Annotated in this window: 25 protein-coding genes and 1 pseudogene; 8 read left to right on the top strand and 18 right to left on the bottom strand. The window is 58.5% G+C overall.

Annotation, left to right across the window (positions count from 1 at the left end):
• From F8N12_RS14640 to F8N12_RS14650, 3 genes are all read right to left on the bottom strand, one after another.
• Window positions 1-1377, bottom strand: coding sequence for a cytochrome ubiquinol oxidase subunit I (locus F8N12_RS14640; RefSeq protein ID WP_150581062.1), 1377 nt, complete (start codon window positions 1375-1377; stop codon window positions 1-3).
• Between the two features lie 113 nt (window positions 1378-1490).
• Window positions 1491-3539: a pyridoxamine 5'-phosphate oxidase family protein gene (locus F8N12_RS14645; RefSeq protein WP_150581063.1), complete on the bottom strand. Its 2049-nt coding sequence runs from the start codon at window positions 3537-3539 to the stop codon at window positions 1491-1493.
• Between the two features lie 240 nt (window positions 3540-3779).
• A complete protein-coding gene (locus tag F8N12_RS14650) occupies window positions 3780-4691 on the bottom strand; it encodes an SDR family NAD(P)-dependent oxidoreductase (RefSeq protein ID WP_150581064.1) in 912 nt (303 codons plus the stop codon).
• 103 nt (window positions 4692-4794) lie between these two features.
• On the opposite strand from F8N12_RS14650, the gene F8N12_RS14655 reads away from it, so the two are divergent.
• On the top strand, window positions 4795-5691 hold the full coding sequence (locus F8N12_RS14655; protein WP_150581065.1) for a LysR substrate-binding domain-containing protein: 897 nt from the start codon (window positions 4795-4797) through the stop codon (window positions 5689-5691).
• A 50-nt stretch (window positions 5692-5741) separates the two neighbouring features.
• Here F8N12_RS14655 and F8N12_RS14660 read toward each other — a convergent pair whose 3' ends face one another.
• Window positions 5742-6611, bottom strand: coding sequence for an SDR family oxidoreductase (locus tag F8N12_RS14660; RefSeq protein ID WP_150581066.1), 870 nt, complete (start codon window positions 6609-6611; stop codon window positions 5742-5744).
• A 111-nt stretch (window positions 6612-6722) separates the two neighbouring features.
• Between F8N12_RS14660 and F8N12_RS14665 the strand changes: the two genes are divergently transcribed.
• The 4 genes from F8N12_RS14665 to F8N12_RS14680 all read left to right on the top strand — a co-directional run bounded on the left by F8N12_RS14665 (window position 6723) and on the right by F8N12_RS14680 (window position 9450).
• The gene (locus F8N12_RS14665; RefSeq protein WP_150581067.1) at window positions 6723-7646 is read left to right on the top strand and encodes a LysR family transcriptional regulator; all 924 of its coding nucleotides are present in this window, start codon (window positions 6723-6725) and stop codon (window positions 7644-7646) included.
• Between the two features lie 288 nt (window positions 7647-7934).
• Window positions 7935-8402, top strand: coding sequence for a cyanase (gene cynS, locus F8N12_RS14670; RefSeq protein WP_150581068.1), 468 nt, complete (start codon window positions 7935-7937; stop codon window positions 8400-8402).
• 102 nt (window positions 8403-8504) lie between these two features.
• Entirely contained in the window at window positions 8505-8753 is a 249-nt protein-coding gene (locus F8N12_RS14675; RefSeq protein ID WP_150581069.1) for a DUF2790 domain-containing protein, read from the top strand.
• Between the two features lie 34 nt (window positions 8754-8787).
• Window positions 8788-9450, top strand: a complete 663-nt coding sequence (locus tag F8N12_RS14680; protein WP_150581070.1) for a carbonic anhydrase — start codon at window positions 8788-8790, stop codon at window positions 9448-9450.
• Window positions 9451-9522: 72 nt separating this feature from the next.
• Here F8N12_RS14680 and F8N12_RS14685 read toward each other — a convergent pair whose 3' ends face one another.
• Window positions 9523-11595, bottom strand: a complete 2073-nt coding sequence (locus F8N12_RS14685; RefSeq protein ID WP_150581071.1) for a pyridoxamine 5'-phosphate oxidase family protein — start codon at window positions 11593-11595, stop codon at window positions 9523-9525.
• A gap of 39 nt (window positions 11596-11634) precedes the next feature.
• Window positions 11635-12258 carry a DJ-1/PfpI family protein gene (locus F8N12_RS14690; RefSeq protein WP_263596518.1) on the bottom strand — a complete coding sequence of 208 codons (624 nt, stop codon included), beginning with the start codon at window positions 12256-12258 and terminating at the stop codon, window positions 11635-11637.
• Between the two features lie 270 nt (window positions 12259-12528).
• Here F8N12_RS14690 and F8N12_RS14695 point away from each other — a divergent pair, with 270 nt between their 5' ends.
• Window positions 12529-13305 carry an alpha/beta fold hydrolase gene (locus F8N12_RS14695; protein ID WP_150581088.1) on the top strand — a complete coding sequence of 259 codons (777 nt, stop codon included), beginning with the start codon at window positions 12529-12531 and terminating at the stop codon, window positions 13303-13305.
• A 37-nt stretch (window positions 13306-13342) separates the two neighbouring features.
• Here F8N12_RS14695 and F8N12_RS14700 read toward each other — a convergent pair whose 3' ends face one another.
• The 6 genes and pseudogenes from F8N12_RS14700 to F8N12_RS14725 form a co-directional block, all read right to left on the bottom strand.
• A complete protein-coding gene (locus F8N12_RS14700; protein WP_150581073.1) occupies window positions 13343-14254 on the bottom strand; it encodes a LysR family transcriptional regulator in 912 nt (303 codons plus the stop codon).
• Window positions 14254-15174 (bottom strand): LysR substrate-binding domain-containing protein, encoded by a 921-nt coding sequence (locus F8N12_RS14705; protein WP_150581074.1) that lies wholly within the window; start codon window positions 15172-15174, stop codon window positions 14254-14256. Before F8N12_RS14705 ends, F8N12_RS14700 begins: the two co-directional genes overlap by 1 nt.
• Window positions 15175-15255: 81 nt before the next feature.
• Window positions 15256-15885: a glutathione S-transferase family protein gene (locus F8N12_RS14710; RefSeq protein ID WP_150581075.1), complete on the bottom strand. Its 630-nt coding sequence runs from the start codon at window positions 15883-15885 to the stop codon at window positions 15256-15258.
• A 135-nt stretch (window positions 15886-16020) separates the two neighbouring features.
• Complete coding sequence (gene cynR / locus F8N12_RS14715; protein WP_150581076.1) at window positions 16021-16905, bottom strand: transcriptional regulator CynR; 885 nt, start codon at window positions 16903-16905, stop codon at window positions 16021-16023.
• Window positions 16906-16985: 80 nt separating this feature from the next.
• Window positions 16986-17174: pseudogene (locus tag F8N12_RS14720) on the bottom strand (FAD-dependent oxidoreductase); the annotation flags it as partial.
• Window positions 17175-17603: 429 nt separating this feature from the next.
• On the bottom strand, window positions 17604-18074 hold the full coding sequence (locus F8N12_RS14725; protein ID WP_150581077.1) for a MarR family winged helix-turn-helix transcriptional regulator: 471 nt from the start codon (window positions 18072-18074) through the stop codon (window positions 17604-17606).
• Between the two features lie 292 nt (window positions 18075-18366).
• Between F8N12_RS14725 and F8N12_RS14730 the strand changes: the two genes are divergently transcribed.
• A complete protein-coding gene (locus F8N12_RS14730) occupies window positions 18367-19320 on the top strand; it encodes a PDR/VanB family oxidoreductase (RefSeq protein WP_150581078.1) in 954 nt (317 codons plus the stop codon).
• A gap of 37 nt (window positions 19321-19357) precedes the next feature.
• Window positions 19358-20431: an aromatic ring-hydroxylating dioxygenase subunit alpha gene (locus F8N12_RS14735; protein WP_150581079.1), complete on the top strand. Its 1074-nt coding sequence runs from the start codon at window positions 19358-19360 to the stop codon at window positions 20429-20431.
• 98 nt (window positions 20432-20529) lie between these two features.
• On the opposite strand, the gene F8N12_RS14740 is transcribed toward F8N12_RS14735, so the two are convergent.
• Genes F8N12_RS14740 through F8N12_RS14765 form a run of 6 tightly spaced genes read right to left on the bottom strand, consistent with a single transcriptional unit; the run spans window position 20530 to window position 26837 of the window.
• Window positions 20530-22173: an arylsulfatase gene (locus tag F8N12_RS14740; RefSeq protein ID WP_150581080.1), complete on the bottom strand. Its 1644-nt coding sequence runs from the start codon at window positions 22171-22173 to the stop codon at window positions 20530-20532.
• 45 nt (window positions 22174-22218) lie between these two features.
• A complete protein-coding gene (locus F8N12_RS14745) occupies window positions 22219-23013 on the bottom strand; it encodes a cyclase family protein (protein ID WP_150581081.1) in 795 nt (264 codons plus the stop codon).
• Window positions 22991-23992, bottom strand: a complete 1002-nt coding sequence (locus tag F8N12_RS14750) for an NAD-dependent epimerase/dehydratase family protein (RefSeq protein ID WP_150581082.1) — start codon at window positions 23990-23992, stop codon at window positions 22991-22993. Before F8N12_RS14750 ends, F8N12_RS14745 begins: the two co-directional genes overlap by 23 nt.
• Before the next feature lie 10 nt (window positions 23993-24002).
• Window positions 24003-24986 (bottom strand): fumarylacetoacetate hydrolase family protein, encoded by a 984-nt coding sequence (locus F8N12_RS14755; RefSeq protein ID WP_150581083.1) that lies wholly within the window; start codon window positions 24984-24986, stop codon window positions 24003-24005.
• Window positions 24986-25570, bottom strand: a complete 585-nt coding sequence (locus F8N12_RS14760; RefSeq protein ID WP_150581084.1) for a cupin domain-containing protein — start codon at window positions 25568-25570, stop codon at window positions 24986-24988. Before F8N12_RS14760 ends, F8N12_RS14755 begins: the two co-directional genes overlap by 1 nt.
• A 13-nt stretch (window positions 25571-25583) precedes the next feature.
• A complete protein-coding gene (locus F8N12_RS14765) occupies window positions 25584-26837 on the bottom strand; it encodes an MFS transporter (RefSeq protein WP_150581085.1) in 1254 nt (417 codons plus the stop codon).
• Window positions 26838-26917 lie beyond the last annotated feature (80 nt).

The following is a 26917-nucleotide window of genomic DNA, read 5'->3' on the forward strand; positions in this document are numbered from 1 at the left end:
TCAGGACTTGCCTGTCTCGTCAGCCAGTGTAGGCTGTGGACCAGGCTCATCAGGGTGCGGTGGCTCTCGCAAAATTCGCAGCAGCACCCACAGGCCAATACCGAATATCACCAGATAAAACGCGAGAATGCCCCACGTAGAGCTGACCACTTGCTCGCGGGATACCGAGGAAAGGCTGTCAGCAGTACGCAGCAATCCATAAACGGTAAAAGGCTGACGACCCACTTCGGTCACCACCCAGCCACTGAGCATCGCCAGAAGACCAGCCGGCGCCATCAACACACCCCATCGAAGCATCCAGCGCGCGGCATACAACCGATGCCGTCGGCGCAGCACCAGGCTTGCGATGCCCTGCCCCAGCATCAACATCCCCAGACCCACCATGATCCGGAAAGCGAAAAATACAGCCGGCACAGGCGGAATGTCTTGTGGCGGGAACTCATCGAGCGCTGCGATGGTGCCGCTCAGGTCGTGACGCAGGTACAGCGAACCCAGGCGCGGGATCGCAATTTCCCAATGATTACGCCGCTCAGCCATATCTGGAATCGCAAACAAGCGCAGGGGTTCGCCCTCTCCTTGCGCCGGACGCGTCCAGGAGACCTCGACGGCCGCAATCTTCTGCGGCTGAAACTCCAGGCTGTTTTGACCGTGGAGGTGACCGGCGACGATCTGCAACGGGGCAAGCACAACTATCGCCCACAGCGCCATTGAGTATTGCAGGCGTGCTCGCGGGTTGCCTGGCTCCTTCAATAACTGCCAGGCGGCGACGCCGGCTATCAGCGTGGCCGTGCCGAGGAACACAGCCAGTGTCATGTGCACCATTCGATAAGGAAACGAAGGGTTGAAAATGATTGCCCACCAGTTGTCGGCCAGCAAGCGGCCATCGACCCCGACGGTGTAGCCGGCAGGCGTTTGCATCCAGGAATTGGCGGAAAGAATCCAGAACGCGCTGAATAACGATCCAATGGCGACAGCGCAGGTGGCAAAAAAGTGAATGCGCGGACCGACCTTCTTTAATCCGAACAGCATAATACCGAGAAAGCCTGCCTCGAGAAAAAATGCCGCAAGCACTTCGTAGAACATCAGCGGGCCAAGAATATCTCCCGCCTGTGTTGAGAGCCGTGACCAGTTGAGGCCGAACTGATATTCCAGAATCAGTCCCGAAGCAGTCCCCACCGCTATGGTGAGGGCGAATACTTTCAACCAGTAACGATAGACATCCAGGTACAGCCGTTGCCCGCGCCACAACCAGAGCGCCTCGAGCACCACGAGAAAGTTGGCCAGGCCGATGGTGAGGGCGGCCAGCACTATATGAAAGCTGATGGTGATCGCGAACTGAGCACGCGCCGCGAGCAATACCGAATCCGCTGTATCCATGCTCTAAGGCTCTACCTGTTGCAACCGTGGTGGTCGGTGGACTCTCATGGCGGCCGATCATTCCAATTGAATCGAGCGTTTGCGGTGCGGTTCAAAAACCTGCCTGCCCGGAATCAAACCTCCAGTACAACGGTCTCGCTCCCTTGCGCTGGCACTGTGCAACAGATCAGAACTTCATCGGCAGCCAGTCGTTGCGCTGGCATTTTAAGGTAATGCACTTCTCCCTTTCGTAGATGGACTTTACAAGTGCCACAGGAACCACCGCGGCAACTGAATTCCGGATTCAGTCCTCTTGCTTCAGCCAGTTCAAGCAACGTCCCTGCGCCTGGTTCCCAGCGCGCTTCCTTGCCGGATGTGGCGAACAAGACCTTCACTGCTTCGTTGGCCATGGCTACCTGCTGTGCCGCTGGCACATTGACCAGGACGTCACGAATCAGCGTGGACGGGCCGAAGGTTTCAGCGTGGATGCGATCATCGGGAATGCGCATTTTGCGCAGGTCGTCATACAGCGACTGGGTAAAACTGCCAGGTCCGCACAGGTAATAATCGTAGTCATTGAGCGGCAGCAATGACTTGAGCAGCTCAACATCAATTCTGCCCGCCCTGTCATAACCATTGGCAGCGCCGCCGGTGGGCATCTGGCTCACAACACGCAGGGTTTGAATCTTGTCGGGAGCGCAAGCCGAGAGTTCATCGATTTCATCTCGAAACGCCAGATCACTTACCGAACGACTGCTCTGCACCACCCACGTCGGGCGCATCCGGTTAATGCGCTCTCCTTGGTAAACCACTTCGCGCAACATCGACAATAAAGGTGTTATGCCGATGCCAGCCCCCAGCAGCACCAATGGACGCCGCTGCGAGGCATCCACTGCGAAATCGCCCTGGGGGGCGCGCGCTTCGATCACGTCCTGGAGTTGAATCCGATCATGAAGGTGCGAGGACACCCTTCCATCACGCTTGACGCTGATGCGCAAGAAGTCATCCGACGGTGAACTGGATACGCTGTAGTGACGAATCAATGGTACCTGCTGGCCCTCCAACAAAGCCCGCACGGGCAAGTGTTGACCAGGTTCAAACCTGGGAAGGCCGGCGCCGTCATTCGGTTGCAGGTAGAAAGATCGAATGTTGCTGCTCTCCTCCACGATGCGCACAACCCGCATCGGTCGCCATTGGTTGCGCAAGGCTTCGGCTTGCTGTCGTTGAGCGGCTTGCTCCCAACTGCCAGTCATCAACGAATTAGGCGAGATACCCTCGTTCTTGTCCACCCAGCGCAAAGGGATTGCTGCCTGACGGTACACAACCTGCTGCGGCTTGAAGCGCCATAGCCGCTCGGCTCCCTGGAACTCGGCAATTTCCGGGTCATCCAGTAGCACCTCAGCCGAGCCGCTCATTTGCAGCAAGTCACCCGTGTGGAAATCAATGAACAGCAGTCCCGCACGCGGATTCAACACGATGTTGCCAAGGGTGTTGAAAAACAGATTTCCGGAAAAATCCGGAATGGTCAGCGTGCCATCAGCGTCCATCCGTACAAAACCGGCCTTACCACCACGATGGGAAGCATCGACCTGATTCTGGCCCTCGCGCACGACGTAGGTCGCGACATAAAACGAGTCGGCCGCCGTGATCAAACGGCGTACTTTGGCGTCGGTAGACTCTAGTTCCAGCAAGGTGTCCGATGCCTGCTCAACAAAGGCGAACTGACGCAGGTTGATATAGCGCGGACAATTGCCATAAGCCTGAGTGACGGAGATTTCAATACCATCATCGCGCTGCTGCTGCACGTTGCCATTCATGCGATTGCGGCGCCGTGTATGCAGTTCGATACCCAACATGCCGATGGCATCTCCCGGCTTCATCCCTTGTTGAGCCGGGTCATTGTGTTGGGCTTGGAGCTTGATGTGCAGTGCTTCGGGCGCTGGCGAACTCATGAAGCCCGGCTGGCCGGTACGAATGGTGGCCCACACATCGCCCTGTTGATCCACAGCCCCCAACACCACGAACGGTAACTGAGCATAGAACTCGCGATGCTGGTCGGGCATCCATGCACGGGCCATTTGCCGCTGACCGACGCCAACCATCATGTCGACCGCACCGACAGCTCGCTGCAAAGCCAGCTCACCCTCATGCCAGGGCGACTGGGGCTGTGAGAGTTCATCCATTCAGTGTCTCCTAATACCCGTAGCGTCAACTTTCGCGCCAGCGGCTAAGGCCAGGGGCTTCGTCCTCCCCCTCCTCTAGCGGATAGGGTGACGTGGGTGGCCATCTTCGCCTTGAAGCACCTGGTGGAGAATGGGCAAAAAATGCAATCCACTGTTTCACTAAATGGAACGGTCATCGGCTAGCCCGAGTAGCGACAGGCTGCTGTGCGCCTCAGGTGAGGCTTGGTCAAACCAGTCCCTTCATTCAATCATTCGCGTGGCAACTTCCCACAACCGCCGTGCGTTACCAGAATCAATGGCGTAAGCCGCCACCCCCGTGTAATCCGCAGGCCGCGTGCTAACCACTTGCGCCTCATTACAGTCTTCGAAATAACGCCCACCCATACCGTCCAGCAATGCAGATGCTGCCAGTAAAACGGAGGTCGCCGCGCCTTGTTGCACGGTCTTCTGGCGTTCGACGGGGGTTTTGAGTCCGCCGGTGTGCTTTTGCAGGTTGGTAGCGATGGCACCTGGATTCACCGCATTCGCAAAAACGCCCCGATCCGACCAGCGCCGACTGATCTCCACCGCGATGAGCGCACACGCCGACTTGGCTTGGGAGTAAGCGGCGAAAGGCTCGTAAGGTCGGAAGTCGAAGTTGATATCGTCAAAAACGACTGGTCCTAGCAGGTTCGCGCTTGAGCTCAGCGACACCACTCGGGCGCCCTCTGCGTTGAACAAGGCGTCCTGCAACCCAAGCACGAGTGCAAAATGGCCGAGAAAGTTGGTCGCAAACTGCCTCTCATAACCCTGTGATGTCAGCTGCCGCTCGGGAACGGCCATGATCCCCGCGTTATTGACCAGAATATGAAGGGGTCCGGACCAGGCTGCGGCAAACGATCTAACAGAAGATAGATCCGCCAGGTCGATAGAACGCACATCAACAGTGCCCCTGCCCTCTGCGCGCAGTTCTGCGGCGATCAATTCGGCTGCTTGCGGACGCCGGACGGCAAGCGTCACATGTGCGCCGGCACTGATCAACGCGCGGACAGTTTCGATGCCGATACCGGCAGCTCCACCCGTGACGATTGCCCGTTTCCCCGTGAGGTCGACGCCTTTGATGACCTCTTGTGCAGTTGAATGAAACCCGAAGGGTGTGCTGATCCGCGTCATTAGCTTTTCCTCGAACTGTTAAGTTGCCGCGATCAAGATAAGCTTCACTACTGTGGCGAACAATCCGGCTAATATCGGATGAACTGATGCAGGAATCAGGACAATGCAGAAATCAGGGCTTCTTGAATTAAACGCCGTCGTTGCGGTGTCGGCTCATCGCAGTTTTCGTCGTGCGGCAGTGGAATTGGGAATGTCGCCATCAGCACTGAGCCATGCGATCGCCGCGCTGGAGCAGCGCCTGGGCGTGAGGTTGTTTCACAGGACCACGCGCAGTGTTTCGCTGTCCGAAGCCGGTGAGCAGTTTCTGGCTCGGGTGCAGCCCGCGCTGCGTGACATATCGGCCGCCATGGAGGCGGCGAGCGAATTTCGCGATACACCGGCAGGAACCCTGCGTTTGAATACCTCCGAAGGCGCCGCGCAGATGGTGCTGACCCCGGTAGTGCTTGAGTACTTACGGCGTTACCCAGACATGCGGGTGGACATCGTCACCGATAGAAGCCTGGTCGATATCGTTGCTGGCGGATTCGACGCGGGCATTCGGCTGGCAGAAAGCGTACCGCAGGACATGATCGCCGTTGCGATCACTCCCCCACTGCGTTTTGCGGTAGTGGGTTCTCCCGAGTACTTCGCGAACTGCAAAAAACCAAAGGTTCCGGCGGATCTACTCGCGCATAACTGCATACGTGTACGCTTCCCCAGCGGCACGATCTATAAGTGGGAATTCGAAAAGCGCGGTGAACAGCAATCGGTAGATGTCTGCGGATCGCTGACGCTCGACAGTCATCACTTGATGTTAGAGGCCGCTCTGCAAGGTGCCGGCATCGCCTGGACCAATGATTTCGCCGCTGCTTCTCATATTGCGTCAGGCAGACTGATCCGCGTATTGGAGGACTGGACACCTGCCTATCCGGGCCTGCGCCTGTACTATCCCGCCAACCGACACAAGCCGGCAGGACTTCGTGCGTTCATCGACGTCGTCCGCGAGATTGTTTCGAGTTGATCGCGGACTCCATGGTCATCCTGCAGTCAAGCAGTTGCGCGGTAAGGATGTCAGAGCTTGAACGCGTCCCGGATGATGGCTTCAAGCCCTTTGGGCTTGCGGCCGATGAGTTCCTCAAGGGTACGGCTGGTTTGATCAAATGCGCCTTTCTCGATGGCGTTAAACCAGCCGCCAAGAAAGTTCGCGACATGCGCAGGCCAGCCTTCAGCTTCCCGCGCAGCGATAAAAGCTTCGTTCGAAATCGGCTGATAACCAATGGCTTTCCCGGTCATTCGCGAAAGTGCGGCGGCGATTTCGGCAAAAGACCAGGCTTGCCCACTGTTCAGCAGATAAACGCGGTGTTCGTGCCCTGACTGGCTCAGCAGCACAGCGCCGCCTTCGGCCAGTTCGTCGATGTTTGTCAGCGGCACACGACCTTGACCGGCAGGGGCACTAAAGCCCTCCTTGGCAGCATCGTCGCCGATATACATGGGCAGCACATCGGCGTACAGCGGATGCCGGACGATGGTGTAATCCAGCCCGGATGACTTCAGCAGCGCCTCGGTTTCGAGGTCGCTGGCGGTCACTCCCTCAATGGGGCAAAAGTCATCGCTGATCCGCTGGATGCTCGTATAGATCACATGCCGTACGCCAGCCATACGTGCGGCATCGATGACGTTCTTGTGCTGTTGCACACGATCGCTGAAAGCGACGGCCGACACCAAGTAGAGTTTCTCGACCCCGGCAAAGGCACTCACCAAAGATTCGAAATTCATGTAGTCGCCTGACCGAATTTCCACGCCCAAGTCCACCAGCCGCTGCGCCTTGCTCGTATCCCGCACCATGGCCACGACATCAGCCGCGGATACTTTCGTCACCAGCGATCGCACTACCGCACTACCCAACTTGCCGGACGCGCCGGTAATCAACACTTTGCCCATTAGATTTCGCCTGTTCCGGATAAATGAATCTACGTCACTATGGGCTCAACGGCCGCTGCCAATTAGTCATGAATAGGTAGAATCAGCTTCAACCAAAAGTTGGAGATCAGCGTGGACCATCTGGGAAATCTTGAATCTTTTGTACGAGCAGCTGAAGCTCGCAGTTTTTCCGAAGCTGCCCGGAGGATGGGAATTTCCGCTGCCGCAGTGAGTAAAAACATCGCTCGCCTTGAAACGAGGCTAGGCACCCGGTTGTTTCAGCGCAGCACGCGAAGCCTCTCTCTCACCGAAGCCGGTGAGGCGCTTTATGAACAAGTAGCGAGCAGTGTCGAGACCAGCCAGGGCGCCCTGGCTCAACTGGGTGACGCACGTGATGTGCCGGCGGGCCGACTGCGTGTGAACGTGGCGCCGTCGTTTGCCTACGATTACGTTCTGCCTCTGCTTAAAACGTTCAAGCAACATTACCCTGCGGTTGTGCCGGATTGGCACCTTGAAATCCGCCGCGTTGATTTGATCGGGGAGGGTTTTGACGTTGCGATTGGCGGCGGTATGGAACTAAGCCCGGGTGTCGTTGCGCGAGAGTTGGCCAAACTGCACCTGGTCGCTGTCGCGGCTCCGGACTGGCTTGAGGGCAGGCAAATGCCCCTTGTGCCAGCGGACTTACAAGGCCAGGAAGGTATCGTCATGCGATCTACCGACACCAACAGATTACGTACCTGGACGTTGCGCAACGCGGGTGGAGAGACGTTTGATTTGAGCCTGCAACCCACCGCAATCATGAATGATCCAGAAGCCTTGAACGCGTGCGCGCTGATGGGTCTGGGCGTGGCGTTGGTACCGTTGGAACGGACCTGGCCCTGGTTACAGCGCGGCGAGCTGATCCGACTGCTGCCAGATTGGTACGTTGATCTGGGCTCAATATCTTTGTACTACTCCGCGCGCAAAGCACTGCCGGCAAAAACACGGGTGTTTATAGACTTTATGTTGGAACACTTCCAAGGCGAGCTGAGTGATCGCTTCAGTGCAATAAGTTGAAAACGTGACGTTTCGGTATGCGCAGGTTGCCGTCGGTCAATTGGTGAACATACAGACTACCGGCTTCCCAGACTAATGCAGTCATTGCCACTGAGCCCGCCTTGTGCGGGTTTTTTCATGACTGCGCTCCTGCATAAAACTACACATGCTGCTGCGATCTATAGGCACGACCTATGCGAAGCATTGCATATCGGTCTTGGACGCTATCGAGCAAACGGCAGAACATGGCTTCACACCAGACAACACCTACTCAGCTACACAAACAAACGTTCCGAAAGGAGTATCACCATGCAACAGTCCCACGCTTACAACGACACCAGCCTTGAATTGACCGCAAGAATTCTCGACGTCAAAGCCCGCAAAAACCTTTCATTCGAAGACATGGCAGAAGGTACCGGCCTCGGTCTGGCTTACGTGACCGCGGCCCTGCTCGGCCAGCACCCACTGCCGGAGCATGCAGCCAAAGTAATCGGCGCAAAGCTGGACCTGGACGCCGACTCGGTAGCACGTCTGCAGATCATTCCGCTGCGTGGCAGCTTGTCGGGTGTGCCTACCGACCCGACCATCTACCGCTTTTACGAAATGATTCAGATCTACGGCACAACGCTCAAAGCCTTGGTTCACGAGCAGTTCGGCGACGGCATCATCAGTGCGATCAACTTCAAGCTCGATATGAAAAAAGTTGAAGATCCTGAAGGTGGCCACCGCGCAGTGATTACGCTTGACGGCAAGTTCCTGCCACTACGTCCGTTCTGATAACGCGACTGAAACTGTAATAGGGCCCACAACTTTCGCGGGCCTGCTTCAACACAACTTACTCATTTCACCTGTTCACCAAATTCGCCTGGAGGATTCGCCATGAAAAAAATTCTGTTTCTCGCCCTGTCCCTGACCGCATCGCTGTCGGCCTACGCACAGCAAGCTTCGGCCGCCCCGCAAGTCACGCCCTATGTTTATGGCATGCACCTGGATATTGCCAAGGTCATCGACATTACTCAGGCAGCAGACGTCTGCGGCCCGGTGCCCGTGCAAATGACCTACAAAGATTCCCACGGCGACACCCGGATCCTTGAATACAGCGTAATAGGTCGCGGTTGCACCAACTGATCGCACTGCAAATTCAACTATATAGGCACGCATTATGAAAACGCTGATCGAAGGGTTACTTAAATTTCAGAAAGAAGCATTTCCGCAGCGCACTGACCTGTTCAAACACCTGGCTACCAAACAACATCCAGGCACATTGTTCATCACCTGTTCCGATAGCCGCGTAGTCCCTGAATTATTGACCCAGCAAGAGCCCGGCGAGCTGTTCGTGATCCGTAACGCCGGCAACATTGTGCCGTCATACAGCCCTCATCCAGGCGGTGTGTCGGCGACGGTGGAATACGCTGTGGCGGTGCTCGGCGTAACAGATATTGTGATCTGCGGCCATTCCGATTGCGGCGCGATGACTGCTGTTGCCCAGTGCAAATGCATGGATCATCTGCCTGCTGTGGCCGGTTGGTTGCAACATGCGGAGTCTGCAAAGGTCATCAACGAGTCCCGCACTCATGCCGATGAGGCGGCGAAAGTCAGCTCGATGGTTCGGGAAAATGTCATCGCCCAATTGGCCAACATCCAGACGCATCCAAGCGTGCGTCTGGCGCAGGAAAAAGGCCTGTTGAACCTGCATGGATGGGTTTATGACATCGAAACCGGATCGGTCGACGCACTCGACAGCGACAACCGCAGTTTCAAATCATTGGCACAGCACCCTGATACCTGCGCGATGCACGGCCGCATGGAAGAAGCCGCCGCCTGAAAGCAGCGGTCTACCTACAGACCCGCAGATTTTCACAGGGGACCACCCTTGAGCACACCAGGATCTTTCGGTTTACAAATCCAGCACCAGGGGGGCATCGCCCTCCTTGCTTTGCGCTGGCACTGCGCAGCAAATCAACACCTCGCCCTGCGTCGGCATTTCAGCGGGCAAGTTCAAATAGTGCACTTCGCCACTGATCAATCTGGTACGACACGTCCCACACGAACCGCCGCGGCAACTGAAGTCCGGATTCAATCCACGACTTTCCGCCAACTCCAACAAGCTCCCATTGCCGGGCTCCCAACGCGCCTCTTTCGCAGAAGTCGCGAACAGCACCTTGACCGGGCTACTGGCTGCAGGAACTTGCTCAACCGCCGGGGTCAGCTGATCGCGTAACCGCACCAGCGTCGACGGCCCGAACGTTTCTGCGTGAATGCGATCATCGCCAATGCGCAGTTCGCGTAGTCCATCGTATAAAGCCTGGGTGAACGCGCCTGGGCCGCACAGGTAAAAGTCGTAATCATCCAGCGGCAACAGCGCCTTGAGTAAAGCGACATCTACACGCCCAGCCAATTCGAAGTCTTCGCCCTCGCGAGCGTGTTGCTCCGGCTGACTTAGAAGTCGTAACGCGCGAACTTTATCTTTCGCACGGGTCGCCAGTTCAAACAGCTCATCCCGAAATGCCAGCTCGGCCAGACTACGCGCACTCTGGATAAACCAGGTCGGCCGGGTGCGACGAATTCGCTCTCCCTCATAGATGACTTCGCGCAGCATGGACAGCAGCGGCGTGACCCCCACTCCAGCGGCCAGTAAAACCAATGGCCGATGCTCATCGGCCTGCACTGTGAATCGACCTTGCGGGGCGCGGGCTTCGATGAGATCCCCGACCCGGATCTGGTTGTGCAGGTGCGACGAAACCAACCCGTCACGCTTGACGCTGATCCGCAAGAAATTATCCGAAGGTGCGCTCGACACACTGTAAGTCCTGACAATGGGCGGCTGCCCTTCAACCAGGCTAAACCGGACGGGTAAATGCTGGCCCGCCTCGAATCGCGGCAATCCCGCGCCATCGTCGGGTTCCAGATAAAAAGAACGGATGGTGCTGCTCTCTTCGACGACTCGCGTGACGCGCAGATGCCGCCATTGATCGCGCAAGGCGTCGGCCTGTAAGCGACCTTCGGCTTGTTCCCAACTGCCGGTCAGCAAACTGTTCGGCGAGAAACCTTCGAATGCCCAGCGCAGGGCCAGCACGGCTGGCCTTCTGACAACCTGCTCCACCGTTAAGGTCCAGAGTCTTTCGGCCCCTTGAAACGCTGCGATTTCGGGGCCGTCGAGAACAAGCTCAGTGCGCCCGGCCACCTGAAGCACATCACCTGACGAGAAATCGACAAAGACCAGACCGGCCTTGGGATTGAGCAACAAGTTGCCCAACGTATTGAAATGCAGATTGCCGGCAAAATCGGGGATCGTCAGCACATTGCCTTCGACCCTGACGAAGCCTGGGTTACCACCGCGGTGCGAGACGTCCACCGAGCGCCTGGATGAGTCGCCGTCCAGGTCGACGTAGCTGGCGAGAAAAAAAGTGTCGGCCTTGCGTATCATCTCTTTCGCGGACTCGTCCAATTCGTGAAGGCATTGCACTGCAACGTCAGCTGAAGAACGCCCAACGCTGACCGGCTCGACACTTCGTAACTGGATGTATTGCGGGCAGTTGCCGAAAGCGTGCACGACGGAAACGGCAACACCGCCCGTTGAGGCGGCGCTGATGTTGCCGTTCATACGATTGCGCCGGCGGGTCTTCAGATCGATGCCGAGTAGTCCGATTGCGGCACCCGTTTGCAAGGCAGGCTTGACCGGATCACCGTCCGCGGGCAGACGGTCGAGTCGCAAAGTGCGTGGGTCGGGTGAGTGAACAAATCCTGGAGGTCCCTCGATCAACGTCGCCCAGGGCATGCCGTTCTCATCGACCGCACCCATCACCAGATAAGGCAGCTGGCTGTAAAACGAACGGTGCTGATCCGGCATGTAGTCGCGAACGACCTTTCGCCCAAAGTGTTCCATCTGCTGCGCCACGCCGACACTTTCCTGCAACCGCCGCTCACCGGCATGCCAGGGTGAAGCCCCCGGCTCGTCCGTTGTATTCATGATCACCTCTTGGTAGGTCACCTGTTTGTGGTCGCTGCGTTACTGCATAAGGGGCTCTGCAACTTGTGGCGTCTCGAACCAATGACGATCAGGCGTGGCAAAGCGCATTTTCTGACGGATGTACGTCGCGTTGTCAGCACTGGTCAGTTGTTCCAGCAGCACAAAAGCAACTTCAGCGGCGGTGCCTGGCCCGCTCGAAGTAATAATGTTGTCGTCAACCACGACCGGTCGATCGACGAACAGTGCACCTGTTTCCAGCAGTTGGTTCTTACGCTTGCCGCCTTCCTGGTGATAGGTCGTCGCATTCCTGCCACGCAACACCCCCGCTACACCCAGACATACCGACGACACGCAAACACTGGCAACGGGTTTGCCGGCTTCGACAAAATGGCGAATCGTCTGCAGAAATGGCTCACTGAGTGCTTCTTCATAAAATCCCGCCGGTTCAAAACCGCCTGGCAATGCCAGCGCGTCGAAGCTGCTGATATCGAGATCGCACAACAAAGATCCCGGATTAATGCTGAGACCAAACGTGGTAACGATTTTTCTGCGAAGGCCTGCGTTGACTAACTCTAGAGGACAATCACCGATCAGGTCGGCCCAGCCGAGCACGTCGGTAAAAGCGGCCATTTCCATCGGTTCGACGCCATTGGCGAGCAGCATGAGTACGCGTTTCATCGGGTAGTTATCTCCGCGGTGAAGCCTTTAAAAAACTGCCTGGACGCATGCTCTGCTTTTATCGCTTTGATGAGAACGGCCATAAAACGCAATCCACTGTTTCGCTGGCTGAAATGCTGGTTTGTATCGGTATGTAGCGACTGAGGGTTCAGACACGTTTCCATGCAGGGCACTGAGAATCGGACACACAGGGAACACAACGACCGGTTCAAATATCCCCGTCGCTTCTATCCCGCGCTCTCAAAGGAACATCCGATGAAAAAGATTTTTGCAGGTCTTGCCCTGGCTGCCGCAATGGTGAGTGCCAACGCTGCGCTGGCTGCGCCGGTCAAACCGACGGTCGTACTGGTTCACGGGGCTTTTGCCGATTCCAGCAGTTGGAATGGCGTTGTCAAAATTCTGGAAAAAGATGGCTATCCCGTGATCGCAGCTGCGAACCCGCTGCGCTCACTCAAGGGTGATGCGCAGTCGGTGGCCGATGTGCTCGCCAGCATCAAAACGCCGGTCGTGCTGGTCGGGCATTCCTATGGTGGCCCGGTCATCAGCGAAGCGGCTTACGGCAATGCCAACGTCAAAGCGCTGGTGTACGTCGCCGCCATTGCACCCGAAGCAGGCGAATCCACTGCACAATTGTCCGGTCGTTTTCCCGGCGGCACCCTGGGCCCGACCCTCGCCCCTCCGGTAGCCTTGGCTGACGGCGGCAAGGATCTGTATATCCAACAAGATAAATTCCACGAGCAATTTGCGGCGGACGTCTCTAACGCGGACGCCAGATTGATGGCCGCGACTCAACGTCCGGTCACAGTAGCCGCGCTCAACGAAGCATCGACCGAGCCGGCCTGGAAAACCATTCCTTCCTGGTTTGTTTATGGCGACGCGGATAAAAACATCCCGGCACAAGCGCAGGCCTTCATGGCTGAGCGGGCGCATGCGAAGCAGACCGTAGTGGTCAAAGGCGCGTCGCACGTGGTGATGGTGTCCAACCCGAAAGTGGTTGCCAGCCTGATCGAAAAGGCAGCGACCGCTAAATGATGGTTGTCAGCGACTTAAGGTTCGGGTCGCTGATCGTTTACAGCGCATCCGGCAGCAGTGCCGGATGTTCGCGCAGGCCCTCGACCATGTAGTCGACGAAGCTGCGCACTCTCATGGAGGCCCTGCGCCTTTCCCGGTAAACCACATGCACCGCAAGCGCTGGCAGCTCGAAAGGTTGCAGTACCCGGCACAATCGGCCGTTTTGCAAATAATCGTAAGCCGGATAACTCAGACAGCGCGTAAGCCCCGCGCCGTGCGCTGCGGCATCAAGAGCCGCTTGCGCAGTGGTGCAACTGATACGTGAGCGGGCCTTTAAGGTGCTCTGAATACCTTGTGTGGAAAAATCCCAGTGGATCTTCTCCCTGAACGTTTGTATGCCAATAAGCCGATGACTTTTCAGGTCCTCCGGATCGACAGGCACACCGTTGGCTTCCAGGTATTCGGGACTTCCACAGACGATCGAACGAACGTAGCCAACAGGTCGTGCGATCAACGATGAATTGGGCAGTCTTCCCACCAGCACGGCCACGTCCAGACCTTCCTCGTTCATGTTCGGAAAACGATCATGGTAATGGGCGAATACTTTGACCTCGGGATAAACCTCCATGTAATTGGCAAGTAGCGGCGTCATGACATAGCGGCTGAAAAGAAGCGGGAGCAATACCGTCAGATTGCCCTGGGCCTGAACATGCAGGCCTTTGGCAGATGCCTCTGCGTCTTCGATGCCTTTGAGGATGCGCGAGCAATCGGCCATGAATGCCGCCCCCGGCTCAGTCAACGAGACGCCACGCGTGCTTCGTTGCAGTAACGCCACGCCAAGACGCGCCTCCAGCCGGGCAATTGCGCGAACAACTGTCGGCCCGGAGACATTCAGACGACGTGCGGCTGCCGCCAGGCTCGGGCGCTCCGACAGCGCTTCAAACATGAGCATTTCATGAAAGCGATCCATCAGAGGATACTTTTTGCAGTGGGCCGGAGCGCTTTGTCAGCGCTCAGACGTTCCGTAAGGAAATCCACAAAGGTGCGCACCTTTGCGGGCACGCGGTTGCTCTTGAGGTACACGACCTGAATGGGCAAAGCCGGTGGTTCAAAATCCTGCAACACCACTTCCAGGTCGCCGGCCGCCACCTGACTGGCCACCTGGTAGGACAACACGCGCGTCACTCCCCAGCCCAGACAGGCAATGTTGATAGCCGCCTGATTAGCGGTCACCACCAGACGCGGATCGAAGCGAAAGCTCAATGGATTGCCTTCATGCTCGAATTGCCAGTCGCTTAACAAATGACTCGCCGAAGACATCACGATTTTGGCCGAGCTTAGTTCACCAGGGTGACGGGGCCTGCCGAATCGCTGGAAATAATCCGGAGCGCCACAAATCACCTGGCGCACTTCGCCCACCTTGATGCCGTGCTGATTATTCTCGTGCAAGTGGCCGATACGGATCGCCACATCAATGCCTTCATCGACCATGCTCGTCACGCGGTCAACCAATAACGCGTTGAGATTAACGGAAGGAAATTGATCCAGATACTCAGCCAGCAAAGGCGCAACGTACAACTCACCAAAGAGCACGGGCGCGGTCACCGTGAGGTGACCACAGGGAATCGAATAACTGCCGGCCGCGGCCTCCTCCGCTTCACTGAGCTCACCGAGTATGCGTCGGCAATCATCCAGATAGCGTTGACCCGCCTCGGTCAAGTGCAGGCTACGTGTGGTGCGCGACAGCAACTGAGTGCCGATGCGTTCCTCCATCGCGGCAATGGCACGGGTAACACTGGGCGGGGATATATTCAGACGACGGGCAGCGGCCGCGAAACCTTCTTCTTCGGCGACCGTCATGAAAATCTGCATTTCTTGAAAGCGATCCATAGGCGACTCTGCCGTGACACACATCCTGGACGATCAATGGAGCCTGCCCGGCAGGTTTCCCGGGCCGCTCCAACACTTCGATCAAACTTGCTGCAAGCCCTTGGCAGTGCGTTGCATACCCACAAAATTGGGCAGCGCCTCGATACTGCTTAACCAGGCACGCACGTTAGGATAGTCAGTCAACGCCACATTGCCTTCCGGGGCGTGTGAGATGTAGGTATAAGCCGCGACATCAGCGACGGTCGGTTTATCGCCCGCCAGGAATTTACTCTTACCCAACTCTTGCTCCATGACCGTGAGCAAACTGTGGGATTTACTGATTGCGTCCTCAGCGTTGTAACCAGCGCCGAACACAGTAATCAGTCGCGCTGTAGCAGGGCCCGAGTTGATCTGCCCGGCCGCGATCGACAACCAGCGCTGTACGTTCGCTTGCGCAACGGGATCGCTGGGCAGCCACTCACCGTTCCCGTATTTTGCAGCGAGATAGACCAGAATCGCATTCGAGTCAGCCAGTACGGTGCCGTTATCATCGATCACTGGTACTTGGCCGAGGCTGTTGAGCGCCAGGAACTCGGGCGTCTTGTGCGCGCCTTTCATTAGATCCACGAATATCAACTCCGTCGGCTGGCCGAGCAGTGACAGCATCAATTCGACGCGATGCGCGTGGCCTGACAATGGGTGACGGTAGAGTTTGATAGGTTGCTGGGACATGACCTGCTCCGGTTGTTATGAGTTCGACCCGGTGATCGCGTCGATGGAGCGATCTTGCCTCTGTCTTCCAAACAGCGGAATTACCACAATTCACAATCCAGCATTTCATCCGGCGTAATGATCAATACGCTCCAGTTACTTCACGCTTGCTGATCCCAGCATCAGATCCATGAACGCCACCGAGGCTGCGCTGTGGTAGTTATTCTTGCGCCTGAGCACCGACACGCCACGTTGAGGCGCTCTGTCGAGCAAGGCCAGTTTGTGCAACGCGCGATCCTGAGTGGCGATGGGTTCCGGGAGGATGGTAGCGACAGCCGTGTTGCGGATGACTTCCAGCAAGGTATTCACGGAGTTGACCTGAATCGCCACCTTTGGCGTGATGTTCAACCGGGCGAAGTATTCGTCGATACACACGCGGGTGGCGAAATCCGGGGTCAGCAAGGCGAAATCCAGTTGCGCCAGTTGCTCGGACGTCAAGGCGTCCTGGTAGTCATACAGTGGATGAGCGTGGCCGACCATCAGCCCCAGTGTCTCAATGAAAGCCGGGATTGATTCGATATCGGCGTTGCGCACCTGGTCAAATGCAACCGCAATGTCCAGCGAATCATTGACGAGCCCCGTTTCGATGTCGCCCATCGACAGCTCGAAAATCTCCAGATGAATATTCGGGAATTGCGAGATGTAATCGCGCACTAATGGGCCCAAAACGTACGCCATGAAAGTGGGGGCCATGGCGAGCCTTAATGTGCCGCGGGACAGGTCCTTAACGTCGTGCAAGGCCCGTTTGCCCGCCGCCAGTTCCACCAGAACGCGACGGGCACACTCGATGTAGGCCAGCCCTGCATCGGTGGGCCTGACAGTACGGGAAGTTCGATCAAACAGGCTGACGCCAAGGGTTTCTTCAAGTTGCCGTATCTGTTGCGACAATGTCGGCTGAGACACATGAAGAACTTCTGCAGCCCGGGTAAAGCCACCGTGGTCAGCAACTGCCAGCAAATACCGCAGATGTCTCAGCAGCATGGGGTTACCTGAAGGTTAAAGACGGAAATGCAGTGTATATCGCCCCTTCACTGACTAACCACCGCCGTGCCGAGAGTTGCCAAATGGGTTCGTACTGACTGAGCAAATCCTCGCAGGAACAGATCGCCTCGGTACAGCAGCCGGGTGTCGGCTCCCAGCCCATTAAAGATGCCAGCGAATTCCATCGCGAAGTAACCACCGCTGACCACCAGGATGCGCTTAGGTAGTTGTTTCAGGAAGAATGCTTCATTGGAGGTAATCGCATGCTCGCTCATTTCAGTTCTCTGTCAGGACTGCACAAGGTTTTCATTCACGGGATAACAAGCGCTGTATCACCGAGGTGAAAAGCCTTGAGAGCAGGCCCTTGTCTGAGCGTGACTGGCAGCCGTCTGTCATCCCTTGTGCGCTGGTTTCGCTCGCCAGAGCGCCCATGAATTGGGGCAGCAGGAAACCCGCTTCATGCTCGCGATGAAGCACGATTGAAGTGTCTGGATAAGCGCTACGCGTGCAAGGTTCAGTGGTGCCAATCATTGGAAATCTCCCGGTTGCAGAAAGCGCTGCGGCAACTCAAGTTGTCGCTTGCGTGTGGGATCAGTTTCACCAACAAAGGCAGTTCAGAGAACGGGCAGAGATGTCATGGCTTAATTGTGCAGGGTGAAACAATGGCGGGAGCGACCTGTTGAAGAACGCTCACCGGCTTACATCTCGGACGGGTCGTAACTATTCACATTGGGCACCTGCAGATGCAGGCGACCGAGCAGATCAACCAGCGTGTCGACCTCTGCGGCGGACAGGCCGCTGAGCAGTCGAGCTTCACGCTCAAGCGCCACTTTGAGCACCCGGTCATGCAGTTCTTTACCGCTGGCGGTCAAGCGCACGGTGTAACGTCGTGCATCCTTTGGATCAAGCTGACTGGTGATTCGCCCGGCCGCTTCCAGGCTCTGCAATGAACGACTGACTGCGCTCTTGTCGAGCCCGATGGCCTGGCAGATTCGGTTAGCGGTGATGTCGGATTCAACGGCCAGCATCGAAAGCATTCGCCATTCCACCACGCCAATTCCGAAATGTTTGCGGTAGCACTGGGAAGCACCCGTAGCGAGTTTGTTCGCCAAAAAGGTCACCAGGCCGGGCACGTAGCGCGACAGGTTCAGTTGTGTATCAGTAGACATCAACAAAACACCACAGGTCGAAGACCATTAAAATTGGTTGACACCGCAACCATCTAGGCTGAAGATTTACTCCGCCAGGCGCTACGGGCAATAGCCCGCATGATACGCCGTAGCACAACCTCAAAAAAATAATTATCAGGTCTTGCTCATGAACCTTCGCCAATTGTGCTTCTTCCTGGTGTCCGCGACTTCCCCACTTCCCTGCGCCTTTTCTCCTGGTTGATTAGTCACCCGCGCCACCCCTTTTGCGCCTCGTTTTTTCAGCAGCCACTTCACTGTGGAGGGAGAACTCATGCTTCAAGTCAACGTCACCCGCAAAGCAGTCGAAGCCGACGGCATTTGCAGCTTCGAGCTGTGCGCTGCCGACGGCAGTCCACTGCCAGCGTTCGAAGCAGGTGCGCATATCGACATACACATTGCCAACGGTCTCATCCGCCAGTATTCGCTGTGCAATGACTCCAGGGAGCGCCATCGATATGTGATCAGCGTCCTCAAGGACCCGGCCTCACGCGGCGGATCCAGTGCGATGCACGAGCAGATCAGCCAAGGGCAGACGCTCAGCATCAGCGCGCCGCGCAACCTTTTTGCGCTCGATAACTCAGCGCAACGCCACTTACTGTTTGGCGGCGGCATTGGCATCACGCCGATGCTGGCGATGGCGCATGAGCTTCACCAGCAAGGTGCGGATTTCGAGCTCCATTACAGCTTCCGATGCCGCGAGCGCGCGGCGTTTCTTCAATTGCTTGGACAAGCGCCTTTCGCCAGTCGCGTGCATTTGCACGACGACAGCGGTTCGCCCGAGCAGAAACTTGCTGCCGCCGCGCTGCTCGCCGCGCCGGACCGTACGAGCCACCTGTATGTATGCGGCCCGGCCGGGTTCATGAGTTTCATCCTCGACACCGCGCAGGCAGCTGGCTGGCCCGAAGACCAGGTGCACAGAGAATTCTTCGCTGCTGCGCCGATCGATCAACGCGGCGATACGCCCTTCGAAGTTCAGCTCGCCAGCAGCGGGCAGATTTTTTATATCCCTGCCGACCGCACGGTTTTCGAGGTGCTCGATGAGGCCGGAATCGAGATCGAGTCCTCGTGTGAGCAAGGCGTCTGCGGGACCTGTATCACCGGCCTGCTCGACGGCATTGCCGATCATCGCGACCAGTTCCTCACAGCCGCAGAACACGCCAGCAATGACCGGTTCACGCCTTGCTGTTCACGTGCCAAATCGCCGCGCCTGGTATTGGACCTTTGACCCTGACCCGAGCCGTGACCGCTCGCTGGAGAACACCATGACTACCGCTACCCTGCCCCTTGCCCTTGAGATTGCCCCGCCCGCCGTGCCGAGTTTTCCCCTTGATCAATGGTACGTCGCAGCCTTGGGCTGGGAACTCAAGGATCAACCGATCGGCCGCACGCTGCTGAACAAACCTGTGGTGCTCTTTCGCACGGCTGATAACCAGGTTGCCGCACTCGAAGACCGCTGCTGCCACCGGGCGCTGCCACTGTCCAACGGCACGGTGGAAGAACGTGGCTTGCGCTGCGGCTATCACGGCCTGCTGTTCAACGACGGCGGCCAATGCATCGAGATTCCCGGCCAGGACAAGATTCCGAGCAAAGCCAGGGTGCCGGCTTATCACGTTCGCGAGGTGGATCAGATAATCTGGATCTGGTTCGGCAGCGCCGATCATCCGGAACCGACCTTCGCGCCGCCGGCGTACGACGTCCATAGCAGCGGAAAATACCTGTTCGACGGGGATGTCTATCACTACGATGCGCCCTATCAGCTTATCCACGACAACCTCATGGACCTGAGCCATCTGGGCTATGTGCATCTGCGCACCATCGGCGGCAACGCGAGCATCCACATGAACGCGCAAATGAATGTGGACGGCGACGACTCGATGGTTCGCGTGGTTCGTCATATGCCCGATTCAGTGCCGCCCCCGACCTATTCCGCCGCCTACCCGTTTAAAGGCAACATTGATCGCTGGCAGGAAATCGAATTCCACATCAATCACTTGCGCATCTGGACTGGCGCGATAGACGCCGGGACCGACGATCTGCACAACCCTGATCGCGGCGGCTTTCATATGCGCGGCTTCCACGGCGTGACCCCGGAAACCGAAACATCGAGCCATTACTTCTGGACCATGGCCACCAATCCTGAGAGCGATCCCGAAGCGGTCAAGGCCAGAGTAATCGAGCAGACCATGCTGACGTTCGACGAAGACAAGCTGGTGATCGAAGCGCAATACCAGAACATGTGCCGGTTCGGCACGCGTCCGATGATCGATATTCACGTCGACGTGGGGGCCAACCGTGCCCGTAGAATTATCGAGCGATTGCGCAATACGGCTGGCTGAGCAGGTGTTCGTGCTAACCCAACGATGTTGCTGAAGAGAGCGGTTGCGAGGCGGCACCGGACTGAAGCTCCGGTGCCGCACTCACCCATGTTGCTGCGCTAGCGCGGCGGGAACACCACACCAACCTGCCGGGCATAGTTCATCCATGCCACCTTGAGGCGTTCGACGGTTTGCGGTTGGGACGCGGCCAGGTCGTGGGTCTCACCGCGATCCTTCGCGATATCGAACAGCTGCCATTGCGGCGGCTGGGCCTGGTCGCCGAACCCTGCTTGCGGGCGCATGCCCAGCAACTTGAGGTTGCCCTCGCGGTAGTAAGCGTTGCCGAACAGTTCTCCGGCCAGGCTGCCATCGCGGTGCGGGCTGCCTTTGCCTTCGAGCATGGGCAGGATTGATTTGCCGGTGATCGGGTGCTTGCCCGCCTCGCCTGTCTGCTCGCTTGGCAGGGCGATGCCCGCCAGCTCGAGAAAGGTCGGTGCCAGGTCATCCACCCGTGTCACGCCCCGTTCCACGCCTTGGCGGCTCAGTGTTTTAGGCAAGTGCATGATGGCCGGCACACTGATTCCGCCTTCGGCCGTGGTGCCCTTGAACAAGTGAAACGGCGCGGCGCTGACTTCGGCCCAGCGCAGGCCATAATCGATCTGCGAACCCGCCTGCCCCATGTTGGCGAAGCTGTTGTCGGTGCGCGCGCCGGGCGGGTAGAACCGGGCATGGTTTTCTCCAGCGGCGCCGTTGTCGGACATGAACACGATCAGGGTGTTGTCGTACTGGCCGCTTTGGCGCAGGTAATCCACCAGTCGCCCGATGTTGTGGTCGAGGTTATCGACCATGGCGGCGTAGATTTCCATCTTCCGCGCTTCGATCTTTCGCTGCTCGCCACTTAATAGCTCCCAACCCGGCAGCTTTGGATTGGCCGGCAGTGGCTGCGCCGGTTGAGCGTCGTTGGCCAGCAAACCGAGCTTCTTCATCCGCTCGATACGCGCCAGGCGCACAGTGTCGTAGCCCTGATCGAAGCGACCGCGGTATTTGTCGAGGTAGTCCTTGGGTGCTTGCAACGGCCAGTGTGGCGCGGTATAGGCGGCGTAGGCGAAAAACGGTTTGCCGTCCTTGCGGTTATTCTGCAGGTAGCTGATCAGCTTGTCAGTGTAGAAATCGGTGGAATAGAAATCCGCCGGGAGCTCCACCGGTTTGCCGTTTTCACGGTACTGCACCTGCTCGAGTTTGGTCGGTTCAAGCGCTGATGGCTTGAAGTGCGCCGCCCCTCCTTCCAGCAAGGTAAAAGACTGCTCGAAACCCCGCCGATCCGGGCCTTGATCTGCCTCCAGCCCCAAGTGCCATTTGCCGACCATCAGCGTGCCGTAGCCGCCCGCCTTGAGCATTTCGGCCACCGAGTAGGCACGCGGGTTCAGATACCCCTCATACCCCGGTTTGCCCCGTTGAAACGGCTGCAGGGCTTCCTCCATGGTGCCCAGTCCGACAAGGTGATTGTCGGTGCCAGACATCAACATCGAACGCGTGATCGAGCAGGTCGGCGCTGCGTACATGCTGGTGAATTGCACGCCTTGACTGGCCAGTTGATCAAGCGTGGGTGTGTGGATCTCGCCGCCATAAGTGCCCAGGTCGGAATACCCCAGATCGTCGGCGAGAATCAGCAGAATATTGGGTTGACTGGCGGCCGTGGCCGCGCCGCTGCCCAAGCTCAGCGCGCATAACAGTGCCGTCAGCGGCAGTCGTAATAAAGCCATCGGTTTTCTCTTATTGTCATTGAACGAACGCCTGCATCAGTCGGATTAGGCTTCGAAAATGGCCACCGCGCGCACGAAGCCTGCCGACGCGTGCCGGATCTTGTAGGGAAAGCATGACACCGTGAAGCCGCTGGCTGGCAAGGACTCCAGGTTGGCGAGTTTTTCCATCTGGCCATAGCCGATATCGCGTCCGGCCTTGTGCCCTTCCCAGATGATCGAAGCGTCGCCACCGGCGGCGAATCTCTCGCGGGTGTATTTGAACGGTGCGTCCCAGCTCCACGCATCGGTGCCGACCACACGTACGCCACGCTCCAGCAAATACATCGTGGCTTCGCGGCCCATGCCGATGCCCGCGTCCAGATAACCCGGTTGACCGAATAACGCACCGGCGCGGGTATTGACCAGCACGATGTCCAGCGGCTGCAGCACATGGTCGATGCGCGCCAGTTCGGCTTCGACCTGCGCTGCCGTCACCACATGACCGTCCGCCAGGTGCCGGAAATCCAGTTTCACCCCCGGTTGCAGGCACCAGTCCAGCGGTAACTCGTCGATGCCGAAAGCCGGTTGCCCGCCATCGGTGGTCGAGGCGTAATGCCAAGGCGCGTCCATGTGCGTGCCGCTGTGGGTGGTGATCTGAAGGCGCTCGGCGGCCCAGGATTCGTTGCCGGGCATCTGCTCCAGTTGCAGCCCGGGAAACATCGCGGCCATTTCCGGCCAGCCTTGCTGATGGTCCATGTAATCGATCCTGGGCAGCAGCGGCGGCGGATCGGTGTAAGGATTGTTGTCGAGGGTGACCGACAGGTCGACAAGGCGCCGCTCAGGCTTGGCTGGCTGTGACATCAAGAGTCTCTCCGGTGATCGGCAGGTGCCGTGGGGGTGCGGGATTCAGGGCGTTGCGAATCAGCCCGGCAGCGTTGCCGTCATGGCTGAAACCGGCGGCGCGGGCTTGTGGGGTTTTCAGCGCAGGCATGCGCCCGAACAAGGCTTCGAGGGCGGGGTCGGCGGCGTAGCTGATCAGCTGGCGGCGATCCTGGCCGTACGCCGTCGCCAGGGCATCGACGATTTGCCCGATCGACAAATGCAGCACCGGCAATTGCCACACCCGACCAGGCTGTGCGGCGCTGTCCATCTCGGCCGCATGGATCAGGTTATTCACGCAGCAACGTGCCGACATCCACCAGGCGGTGGCCTCTGGCGACACCGGGCAACGATAGACAACGCCTTCGGCGAACGAGCGCATCAAGTCGCTCATGAACGCCGAGCGCAATCCGTTGGGCTCACGCGGGCGGGCGACGATACCGGGCAGGCGCAGCGCACGCCCGTCGACATCGCCACGTCGACCCAGGTCAATCACAGCGGCCTCGACCATGGCTTTGTGCGCGCCGTAAGAGAGTTCGGGCCGCAGTTCGGCGTGCTCATTCATCTTCGCCGGCAACTGGCCGCCGTACACCGCGACGCTGCTGGCGTACACCAACACCGGCGGCCGCTCCTTGTCGCGCAGTTGATCGAGTAGCTCAAGGCTGGCCAGCAAGTTGATCTGATAACCCAATTCATAGTGGTCTTCAGCGGCGCCGCCCGGAACGCTCGCCAGATGAAACACCACGTCGATGCCGTCGGCCAGCACCCGACGCATTAATGTCTTGTCGCTGAGGCTGCCGGGGTGACGGCGCACTCGCGGGTCCTCGGGTACGCCGTGTAACTCTGTATCCAGGACCAACAACGCGCGGATCGTCCGTTCGCGCAAACGGCCCCGTGCCAACAGGCAGCGGACCAACTCGCGACCGACAAAACCGTTGGCGCCGGTAATCAACACACGCATATGCCGCTCCTCAGCCTTGAGCCTGAACGACACGCTGGTCGATCGCCCCGAACAACGACTTGCCATCGCTGCCGAGTACGTCCATGTGCACGCGATCGCCGAAGCGCATGTAGGCGGTTTTGGCCGCGCCATGCTCGATCATCTCGATGGCCCGGCGCTCGGCAATGCAGGCCGATCCGGCACTGCGTTCGGCGTTGGACACAGTGCCGGAACCAATCAACGTGCCTGCGCCCAGGCGGCGAGTCAGTGCCGCGTGGGCGATCAGCTGGCCAAAATCGAAGGTCATCTGCGCGCCGTGCGGCTGGCCGAACCATTGGCCATTCCATTGCACTTGCAGTGGCAGGTGCACACGACCGTCGTGCCAGGCATCGCCCAACTCATCCGGAGTGATTGCCAGAGGGGCGAAGCTGGACGACGGTTTGGCCTGCAGGAAACCGAAACCGGTGCGCATTTCCCTTGGTGCCAAGGCGCGCAGGCTGACGTCATTGATCTGCAGAATCAGTTTGATGTGTGTCAGTGCCTGCTCGGCCGAACAGCCCATTGGCACGTCATCCACCAACACCACGAACTCGCCTTCGAAGTCGATGCCCTGACTTTCGCTCGGCAGCGCAATGTCGTCACGCCCGCCGATAAAATCGTCGCCGGCGCCCTGATACATCAACGGTGTGGTTTCAGCACCGTCGATGGGCTCTAGATTGAAAGCCTTTTGCATCAGCGCGCCGTGGCTGAGAAACGCCGAGCCATCGCACCACTGATAAGCGCGCGGCAACGGCGCCATGGCCCGAGCTGGATCGAACGGCAGCCGTTGATCAACATCTCCGGTATTCAACGCGTTGGCCAGAGCAAGCAACTGCGGTGCGGCACTGCTCCAGTGTTCGATCGCGTGCTGCAAGGTCGGCGCTACGTGACTGGCATCCAGCGCCCATAGCCCGTCACTCGACACCACCACCAGTTGACCATCACGACTGCCGTCTTTCAGGGTTGCCAGTTTCATCATTCAGCTCCATGGTCATTGCGTGGCTCGAACTCGGCGGCAAAGCGTCCGTCGAGAAGGATGAAGACCATGCGTGCCATGGCTTCGGTGCGGTTACTCCAGGCGTGATTGGTCCCGCGTTGCACGACGACGTCGCCGCGATTGAGGTGAACCTCGCCCTCATCCAGCACCAGCCATACCTCGCCCTCAGTGACGATGCCGTAGTCGAGTGTTTCGGTGCGGTGCATGAGTTTGTGCCGCGCGTTGGTCTGGCCGGTGCCGGCCTGGCACTCGCCAATTTCGGCAAAGACCGCCGCAGCATTTTCCGCGCTCAGTGCGCTGTGCAGGCTGTCCGGCGGGATGTCCACCACGCGGATCACGCTGCCGTGGGGGGCGGGGCTCAGTTGCAGGGGTTTTACCGTGGGGTCATCGGCGTTATCCAGCACTGCCGGGCTGGCGCTGCTGCTCCACAGCTCGTGAAACACCGTGCCGGGCACCGCCGCTAACGGGAAGACGTTGGCGGCCGGGCCACTGCTGACCACCACGGCCTGACTTTTACCGTTGTGTCCGGTGACCACGCGTTTGAATTCTGGAAGTGCTTGCATGATTTTTCCTCGTTCAGTGGCCATTGCCAATTGTGCTGCGACCAGACGCGGTGGCGCTGAGCGTCAGACCACAGAGCCTCGGCACCGCCAGGCAGAAAAGCGCCACCAGAATCTGCAACCAGCCAATGACGGCCAGCGCCTGGGGTAACGCCGACGTGACGCCGGCGCTGATACCCAGTACCACCAGCGGGCTGATAAATTCGCCGGCGAAGATGGCCGCAGTGAAACAGCCCGCCGCCCTGCCCCGCTGATGAAAATCGACCTGCGCCATGATCCAGGTGATCAGGGTCGGCAGCATCAAACCGATGCCCAGGCCGTTGATCAACACGGCGACGACCACCTGCGCGTGACTGGCGGCATTCGCCATCAACAGGCCGCCCGCACCGGCGAGTACATAGGCGATCAACAACAGATGCTGACTGCGCACGCCGCTGAACAGCCGAAAACTCAGCGCGCCGACCAGCACGCCCAACTGGTTCGCACCCATGGTCATGCCGATTTGCTGTGGCGCATCCACATGCAGCAGGTTCAGCAGATACCCCGCCTGCACCGGCACGATAAACAGGCTGAGGCCCGCCAGCATGGACACCGCATACATCGGCATCAGGGCACGCCAAGGGAAGGTTGCCGCCGCGACGGCCGCGAGGGGTGAAGGCTGCTCGCTGGCTGCTCGCGGTTGAGGCTCCCAGAGTTTCCAGGCCATCAACGGCAGAAATACCAGGCCCACGGCATACAGGGCGAACGGCGTGCGCCAGTCGTTTTGGCCGAGAAAGCCGCCCAGGGCGATGAACACCGCCGCAGACAACGAGGTCGCAACCATTTGCAAGGCGAACAGGCGTTCGCGTCGGGCGCCGCTGTAATAGTCGCCCATCAGCGTCGTGCAGCAGGTCATGATGCCCGCCTCGGCAAGGCCGATGCCCGCACGACTGGCGACGATCGCCGGCAGCGAGTCGAGCCACAGCGGCAGCACACCGCAGACCACATACAACGCCATGCTTGCCAGCAACAAGGGTTTGCGCCCCAGACGGTCAACAATCACCCCGGCGAAAGGCGCCAGGAGCGCGATCATCAACGCTGGCAGCGTCAGCACTATCGGCACCAGCACGGCGCTGCCGGTGACCTCGGCGAAGTGCGCCTGCATCTTCGGTAAAACAGGTGCCAGCAACACCGCGCCCAGCACCGGCAGGCAGCTGCCCAACAGCAGCAGCAAGGACTGGGTCAGGCCGGCTTGGCGGGCGTGATTTGCACTACTGGTTTCAGCGCCCATGGCAACTCTCCCGGGTGCGCAACGGTTGATTGTCGGCGATCAATGCCGTGTCCGGTGCCGCAACGTTGAGTACGTTGACG

The organism is Pseudomonas fluorescens (assembly GCF_902497625.1).
Lineage (GTDB): Bacteria > Pseudomonadota > Gammaproteobacteria > Pseudomonadales > Pseudomonadaceae > Aquipseudomonas > Aquipseudomonas fluorescens_BQ.

Excerpts from the sequence above, each read along its gene's own strand:
- F8N12_RS14640 (WP_150581062.1), bottom strand. The coding sequence starts at position 1,377 with ATGGATACAGCGGATTCGGTATTGCTCGCGGCGCGTGCTCAGTTCGCG.
- F8N12_RS14645 (WP_150581063.1), bottom strand. The coding sequence starts at position 3,539 with ATGGATGAACTCTCACAGCCCCAGTCGCCCTGGCATGAGGGTGAGCTG.
- F8N12_RS14650 (WP_150581064.1), bottom strand. The coding sequence starts at position 4,691 with ATGACGCGGATCAGCACACCCTTCGGGTTTCATTCAACTGCACAAGAG.
- F8N12_RS14655 (WP_150581065.1), top strand. The coding sequence starts at position 4,795 with ATGCAGAAATCAGGGCTTCTTGAATTAAACGCCGTCGTTGCGGTGTCG.
- F8N12_RS14660 (WP_150581066.1), bottom strand. The coding sequence starts at position 6,611 with ATGGGCAAAGTGTTGATTACCGGCGCGTCCGGCAAGTTGGGTAGTGCG.
- cynS (WP_150581068.1), top strand. The coding sequence starts at position 7,935 with ATGCAACAGTCCCACGCTTACAACGACACCAGCCTTGAATTGACCGCA.
- F8N12_RS14675 (WP_150581069.1), top strand. The coding sequence starts at position 8,505 with ATGAAAAAAATTCTGTTTCTCGCCCTGTCCCTGACCGCATCGCTGTCG.
- F8N12_RS14680 (WP_150581070.1), top strand. The coding sequence starts at position 8,788 with ATGAAAACGCTGATCGAAGGGTTACTTAAATTTCAGAAAGAAGCATTT.
- F8N12_RS14685 (WP_150581071.1), bottom strand. The coding sequence starts at position 11,595 with ATGAATACAACGGACGAGCCGGGGGCTTCACCCTGGCATGCCGGTGAG.
- F8N12_RS14690 (WP_263596518.1), bottom strand. The coding sequence starts at position 12,258 with ATGCTGCTCGCCAATGGCGTCGAACCGATGGAAATGGCCGCTTTTACC.
- F8N12_RS14695 (WP_150581088.1), top strand. The coding sequence starts at position 12,529 with ATGAAAAAGATTTTTGCAGGTCTTGCCCTGGCTGCCGCAATGGTGAGT.
- F8N12_RS14700 (WP_150581073.1), bottom strand. The coding sequence starts at position 14,254 with ATGGATCGCTTTCATGAAATGCTCATGTTTGAAGCGCTGTCGGAGCGC.
- F8N12_RS14705 (WP_150581074.1), bottom strand. The coding sequence starts at position 15,174 with ATGGATCGCTTTCAAGAAATGCAGATTTTCATGACGGTCGCCGAAGAA.
- F8N12_RS14710 (WP_150581075.1), bottom strand. The coding sequence starts at position 15,885 with ATGTCCCAGCAACCTATCAAACTCTACCGTCACCCATTGTCAGGCCAC.
- cynR (WP_150581076.1), bottom strand. The coding sequence starts at position 16,905 with ATGCTGCTGAGACATCTGCGGTATTTGCTGGCAGTTGCTGACCACGGT.
- F8N12_RS14725 (WP_150581077.1), bottom strand. The coding sequence starts at position 18,074 with ATGTCTACTGATACACAACTGAACCTGTCGCGCTACGTGCCCGGCCTG.
- F8N12_RS14730 (WP_150581078.1), top strand. The coding sequence starts at position 18,367 with ATGCTTCAAGTCAACGTCACCCGCAAAGCAGTCGAAGCCGACGGCATT.
- F8N12_RS14735 (WP_150581079.1), top strand. The coding sequence starts at position 19,358 with ATGACTACCGCTACCCTGCCCCTTGCCCTTGAGATTGCCCCGCCCGCC.
- F8N12_RS14740 (WP_150581080.1), bottom strand. The coding sequence starts at position 22,173 with ATGGCTTTATTACGACTGCCGCTGACGGCACTGTTATGCGCGCTGAGC.
- F8N12_RS14745 (WP_150581081.1), bottom strand. The coding sequence starts at position 23,013 with ATGTCACAGCCAGCCAAGCCTGAGCGGCGCCTTGTCGACCTGTCGGTC.
- F8N12_RS14750 (WP_150581082.1), bottom strand. The coding sequence starts at position 23,992 with ATGCGTGTGTTGATTACCGGCGCCAACGGTTTTGTCGGTCGCGAGTTG.
- F8N12_RS14755 (WP_150581083.1), bottom strand. The coding sequence starts at position 24,986 with ATGAAACTGGCAACCCTGAAAGACGGCAGTCGTGATGGTCAACTGGTG.
- F8N12_RS14760 (WP_150581084.1), bottom strand. The coding sequence starts at position 25,570 with ATGCAAGCACTTCCAGAATTCAAACGCGTGGTCACCGGACACAACGGT.
- F8N12_RS14765 (WP_150581085.1), bottom strand. The coding sequence starts at position 26,837 with ATGGGCGCTGAAACCAGTAGTGCAAATCACGCCCGCCAAGCCGGCCTG.